General features: G+C 64.2%; 6 protein-coding genes. 5 read left to right on the top strand and 1 reads right to left on the bottom strand.

The genetic code is table 11. The annotated features are described in order from the left end of the window. Both QOH60_RS24385 and QOH60_RS24380 read left to right on the top strand, forming a co-directional pair. A partial coding sequence (locus QOH60_RS24385; RefSeq protein ID WP_526424456.1) for an alkaline phosphatase family protein occupies nt 1-1764 on the top strand: 1764 nt, incomplete at its 5' end. An 80-nt stretch (nt 1765-1844) separates the two neighbouring features. After that, a complete protein-coding gene (locus tag QOH60_RS24380) occupies nt 1845-2507 on the top strand; it encodes a DsbA family protein (protein ID WP_526424455.1) in 663 nt (220 codons plus the stop codon). A gap of 305 nt (nt 2508-2812) precedes the next feature. Here the strand turns inward: QOH60_RS24380 and QOH60_RS24375 are convergent, their stop codons facing one another. After that, on the bottom strand, nt 2813-3553 hold the full coding sequence (locus QOH60_RS24375) for an SDR family oxidoreductase (RefSeq protein ID WP_526424454.1): 741 nt from the start codon (nt 3551-3553) through the stop codon (nt 2813-2815). 90 nt (nt 3554-3643) lie between these two features. On the opposite strand from QOH60_RS24375, the gene QOH60_RS24370 reads away from it, so the two are divergent. From QOH60_RS24370 to QOH60_RS24360, 3 genes are all read left to right on the top strand, one after another. After that, nucleotides 3644-4210, top strand: coding sequence for a TetR/AcrR family transcriptional regulator (locus QOH60_RS24370; protein ID WP_526424453.1), 567 nt, complete (start codon nt 3644-3646; stop codon nt 4208-4210). Between the two features lie 71 nt (nt 4211-4281). Continuing rightward, on the top strand, nt 4282-4965 hold the full coding sequence (locus QOH60_RS24365; protein WP_526424452.1) for a chymotrypsin family serine protease: 684 nt from the start codon (nt 4282-4284) through the stop codon (nt 4963-4965). 35 nt (nt 4966-5000) lie between these two features. Continuing rightward, a complete protein-coding gene (locus QOH60_RS24360) occupies nt 5001-5876 on the top strand; it encodes an SDR family oxidoreductase (RefSeq protein WP_526424451.1) in 876 nt (291 codons plus the stop codon). Nucleotides 5877-5923: the final 47 nt, after the last annotated feature.

The following is a 5923-nucleotide window of genomic DNA, read 5'->3' as shown; positions in this document are numbered from 1 at the left end:
TTGGCGCCGCGGAACATCGTCACTCGTGTGGTGTCGACATTGCTGGGAATGGTGGGTTTGGGCCCGTCGATGACAGGCAGTCCCAGCGCGCCGGCCGGAACGCCGCTGCTGTTCACTGTATTGGCCTGGGCGCGACGCGAATTCGAGTCCCTCTTCAACCCCAGCCCGGCGGTCGGCGGCCAGCAGCTCAGCGCGCTGACCGTCGCCCCCCCGACCGCAGCAGTGACTCCCGTGATGAGCCCGAATCTGCTGTCGAACGCCGGCGCCGAGCTGGGAGACCCGTCGCTGTCGGGATACAGCTCGGTGAGCATGCCCGGCTGGACGGTGACCGGCACGCCGACCGTGATCGAGTACGGCACCCTGCGTCGGCTGCCGTTGGGGCTGGCGACGCCGGGGCCCACCCTGCCGGCGTTCCTCGGGTTCCCGAGCGTGGGCAACAAACCGGCCGGCAGCGGCGCGCAGTTCTTCGGCGGCGGGAACGTGGCCACCTCCACGATCAGCCAAACAGTCGACCTCAGCGGTGCGGCATCACAGATCGACGCCGGCGCCGTGCCCTACGCGCTGAGTGCTGACCTGGGCGGCGCGTTCATCGACCCGTCCCGGGCCTCGGTCACGGTCACCTTCCGCAACGCCAGCAAGATGCCACTGGGCACCGGCCAGCTCACCGGCGTCACCGCGCTTGAACGTTTGTTCCAGACCGGGCTGATCGCGCGAAACACCACCGGCACGATCCCGATGGGTACCCGCAGCGCGGTGGTGACGGTGACCTTCACCGACTACAACCCCTTCCCCGGCAACTACAACAATGCCTACGCCGACAACATCTCGCTTACCGTCGGCGCCCCGTTGGTGGCCCCACCGCCGCCCACGCCGCCGGTGTCTACGGTCGGCCCGCTGGATCACGTCTTCATGGTGTATCTGGAGAACCACGGCACGAGTGACATCATCGGCAGCCCGAACGCGCCGTACCTCAACAGCCTGATCAACGCATACGGATACGAGTCGAATTACTTCGCGCTCACGCACCCCAGTGACCCGAACTACTATCCGATCCTGGGCGGATCCGACTTCGGCTTGAACTACAACTGCCCCACAAACTGCTTCTCGGAACCCAACCTGGCCGACAACATCGAGGCGGCGGGCAAGACGTGGGCCGGCTACGCACAGAGCATGCCTTTCCCGGGCGACGAGATGGCCAGCGGGGACTACAACCCCGACGAGCTGCCTTTCCTCGCGTTCAGCAACATCTTCAATGACCCCGCCCGCGCGCAGGCCCACCTGTTCCCGCTGACGCAGATGGCCACCGACCTCCATTCAATCGCCACCACGCCCGATTTCGTGTGGTTCGCGGCCGACGAAAACAACAACGGCGAAGGCCCGATCGATTTCCCAATCGGCATCATCAACTTCATTCTCAGCCAGCTCACCACTCACCAGTACAACGTCGCGGCGGCCGACCAGTTCGTCCAGCAGACGATTCCCACCATCATGAACTCGCCGTCATGGCAGACCCAGCGCGACGTCATCTTCATCACGTTCGACGAGGACTACAACAACTTGTCGCTGGGCATTGGCAACCAGGGCAACAAGGTGCCGATGATCGTCATCGCCTCGCCAAACTCGGGGATGGTGCCGGGCCCGATCGTCGTCGACGACTACGCCAACCACTACAGCCTCCAGCGCACCATCGAGGACAGCCTCGGCCTTCCCCCGCTGACCAACAACGACGCCTTCGCCGAACCCATGAACGGATTCTGGCCCTGAGCCACGCATGGAGTCGACGGCCGAGCGAAGGTTGATGGCTGCGCAAACGGCCACCATGACGCGCAGGACATGATGGAGCCATGAATGTGACGCTGAACCGATTGATTCGGGTACGCGGGGCGGCCCTCGCCGTGCTCGTGGCGCTCCTGATGTGGGGTCCCACCGGCCTGGCGCATGCGGCCGTAGCAGCGCCGGCGGGCGATGCCGTCTCGATCGGCGACCCGAATGCGCTCGGGCAGATTGACCTGTACGTCGATCCGCTGTGCCCATACAGCGGCAAGATGGTCCGGGCGCAGGGCGCCGAGATCGGTAGGCGCATCGAGGCCGGCAAGCTCCGCGTGAACCTTCGTTACGTCGACTTCCTTGACAAGTACTCCGCCAGCGGCACATACGACAGCCGAGCGATCTACGCGACCTACGTGGTAGCCGGTCAATCGCAGACAAGTGACATCACGTGGCGATTCGTCGAGCAGATCTACTCGGCCGACCTACAACCCAAAGAGGAAGGGCCCACGGATCTGAGCAACGATCAACTGGCGGACTTGGCCGATCGCGTCGGCGCGCCTCAGCAGGCCCAAGATCTCATTAGGGTTGGCCTGCCGATTGGCTACGACCCGCACGCCATCGCCGCACACAATTTCACTGTCTTGCACACCTTTCCGAAACCTGGGGTACCGCTCGTGGTGATCGATAATCAGCCTGTCGACGGGGAGTCGGACTGGCTGGCTCAGCTGCCCCACTGAGACTCGATCCACCCCGGCCGTTCCGCCGCCCCCTTCCCCACTTGCGCACACCCGCGTTACGTCACTGTGACGAATTGGTCTATGGCGCAGGGCTATTGACGCGACGCGTTGAGTTGATGGTCGGCCAGGCTTCGGGCTGCGCGGCGGCATGGTTGCGGATTCATTGCCCCGCGCCCCCGCGGGCTGCCCGGCTCTCACACGCGCGATTCGTCGCGGCTTTCAACGAGATTCACGTTATGCAGTTTCATTACTCGCACTTCTGCTGCTTAACGTGAATTTCGGCGATCCCGCGGCAGACCTGTTGACTACCCCTGGACCGCAGGTCTGATCGTGATGTCGCCGATCTCGATGTCACGCGGCTGCTCGATCGCAAACAACACTGCCCTCGCGACGGCGTCGGGCGGCATACCGAATTCATTCATGTTGGACCGGATCTGCTTGCGGACGTCAGCGTTGTCGATCGTCGTATCCAACTCCGTGTCGACGAACCCTGGCGATATCGACGTCGTCCGCACGACGCCGTCCGTCGACTCCATGCGCAATCCCTCCATCACCGTGCGGACTGCGTTTTTCGTCGCGGCATAGACCGCCATCGTCGGCGCCATGTGAAGTCCGGCAGTCGAAACCGTCGTGACGAAATGTCCGTGACCCTGACGACGAAAGACCGGCAAGGCTGCCGCGATCCCATTGAGGACACCACGGACGTTGACGTCGATCATCGCCGACCAACCGTCGACGTCGAGGTCCGTCATCGGCCCGATCTTGCTGATGCCGGCGTTGCTGAAAAGCACGTCGACGCTGCCGAACTCAGTGACTGCAGAGTCGACCAGATTCTCGACATCGCTGCGCTGTGTCACGTCGACGGCGTGAGCCGTCGCAGTGCCACCGCCTTCGCGTATCTCGCTGACGATCCGGTCCATCCGATCTGCCCGTCGGGCGCCCAGCACAACCGACGCCCCGCGCTCGGCAAGCAGTCGAGCCGACGCCTCCCCGATGCCACTGCTGGCTCCCGTGATGACGACGACCTTTCCGTCAATGGCAGACACCGCGCTCCCCCTCTCGTAAAGTGGACACGTATCCGCTTACACTCATCAACGTACCGGACACATGTCCGCTTAGCAAACGCGAAAGGACGCATGGAGGCCGCCCGCCGTCGCGCCGACGCGACCCAGAACCGCGCCCGCATCATCCACGCCGCTCGCGAGCTCGTCGTCGGACCCGATGATCTGAAGCTCAACGAAGTCGCCAAAGCGGCCGGCGTTGGCCAGGGCACGCTGTATCGCCACTTCCCCACCCGCGAGGACCTACTCGTCGAGGTCTACCGCGGCGACGTCGAATCCCTGGTGGCAGCCGCGGAATCACTTCTGGCTGAACACGATCCGCTCGAAGCACTGAGGCATTGGTTCCGCCGCGTTGCTGAGTATGCGCAAGTGAAGCGCGGCGTGTTCGCCGCCGTCACGTCCGCTGTGCAATCCGATCTGGCCGGACACAGCATCGGCTCCATCGGCGAGGCAATCACGACCCTGCTCGACGCTGGGAAGACGGACGGCACAGTGCGCCCCGACGCCGACGCCCGTGACGTCATTCTGCTGATCGGGTATCTGAGCCGACTGGACGACGCCGAATGGGACACTCGCGCGCACCACCTGCTCGACATCATTCTGGACGGATTGCAGACCAAAGCCGGCGCCACGAAGGCCTGATCTCAAACCTCATCGCCGCGTGTTCGCTCGCGATATAAACACGTCAACGAATCACGTGGAGAGCGGATCCCATGAAGAGACGCACGACCCTGAAGACGGCGGCGGTCCTGGTGTCGGCCCTCGTGGGTATTCCGCTTGCACCGCACGCCCGCGCGGAGGGCCTGCTCGCGGTGGGCATGGACATCGACATCGGCACGCACGCTTGTTCGCTCGGCTTCTTCGCGTTCAACCAGGCGCATAACCGCCTGGCTGTGACCGAGGGCCACTGCGCCGACGACATCAATCAGCGCGTGCGCGCCAACAACGGTGTCGAAATTGGCACGGTCGTCTCACATATGCCCGAAAGCGATTCGCAACAACCGGTGCGATCGCGTGGCTACACGTTGATCCGTCTCTACGACAATTTCGACATCGAAATTTTCTTCGCCGGGGTTGCCGACGCCAAGGTCGGCGATGACGTCACCAAGTCGGGCGCGCGAACCGGGCAGACCAACGGACGCATCACTGGTGTCTATTACGACCGCCCGGACGCACAACAGACCATCGTCGGCAGCGTCGTCATCATTCCCGGCGACTCCGGTGGTCCCTGGTACACCGCCGGGCCGACACTGATCGGCATCTCCGCAAGCACCAGCTATCAGAACGGCGGCGGAACCGACAACGGCAGCCAAGCCCAACCGGTGGGCGCACTGGTCAACCTGATTCGGCAGAACGCAGCGACGTGGGGAGACGATTTCAAAGTGTGGTTGAAGTGAGCTGACTCCCCCACTGGCTGAGTAACTTCATTGAGGTGACAGCGCCACCCAAATCCCCAGAACTCGTCGTGATCACCGGTGCGTCCACCGGCATTGGCGCGGCCACAGCACGCGAACTGGCCCGGCGGGGCTTCCACGTCCTCGCCGGTGTCCGGCGCGACCAGGATGCCGACGCAATCCGGGGGCCGGGTGTCGAGCCGGTGATCATCGACGTCACCAACCCAGACCACATCGAGGCGCTCGCTACTCGGGTGCACAGCGACCCTGAGGGCAGGGCACTGCGGGCGTTGGTGAACAACGCCGCGATCTCGGGGCCGTATGCACCGATCGAGGCCTTGGCGATCGACGAGTTCCGACGCCTGTTCGAGGTCAACCTGTTCGGTCACATCGCCGTTATCCAGGCACTCCTGCCGGCCCTGATTCGCAGCAAGGGTCGCGTGGTGAACATCAGCTCGGTGGGCGGCAAGATCGCCATGGGCACCTACGGTCCTTATGCGGCAACGAAGTTCGCGCTCGAAGCAATTAGCGACTCGTTGCGACGCGAGGTTGCCCCGCACGGCGTCCAGGTGGTCGTTGTCGAACCAGGCGCCGTGCGCACGGAAATGGCCGACGGAGCGATCGCCGCCGCCCACGAGCTGGTGTCGACCATGACGCTCGAGCAACGGCAGCGCTACAGCGGGTTGGTCCATGCCGTCACCGCACAGGCCGCGTCGTTCACGAAGTCGGGTCTCGAGGCTGACGACGCCGCGAAGGTGATCGCCACGGCAGTGACGGCTCGCAAGCCTCGCACGCGCTACACGATCGGCCGCGAGGCTGCACTGCTCACCCGCGTGGCGCGCATCCTGCCCGACCGGACACTCGACCGCGTCCTTGCCCTAGCTCTGCGTCCTCACCGGCCCAGGAAGGTTTGATCCCACGACAGCGTTGCAGCCCGTGATGGAAGGCGAATCCGTAGTGG

The sequence above is a fragment of the Mycobacterium sp. genome, from assembly GCF_032159765.1.
In the GTDB taxonomy this organism is placed as follows: Bacteria; Actinomycetota; Actinomycetes; order Mycobacteriales; family Mycobacteriaceae; genus Mycobacterium.
Note: the sequence above shows the minus strand (reverse complement) of the source record. Positions and strands in the feature narration are given on the sequence as shown.

Bases quoted from the DNA above. Each gene is read 5' to 3' on its own strand.
- QOH60_RS24380 (WP_526424455.1), top strand. From the start codon at position 1,845: ATGAATGTGACGCTGAACCGATTGATTCGGGTACGCGGGGCGGCCCTC.
- QOH60_RS24370 (WP_526424453.1), top strand. From the start codon at position 3,644: ATGGAGGCCGCCCGCCGTCGCGCCGACGCGACCCAGAACCGCGCCCGC.
- QOH60_RS24365 (WP_526424452.1), top strand. From the start codon at position 4,282: ATGAAGAGACGCACGACCCTGAAGACGGCGGCGGTCCTGGTGTCGGCC.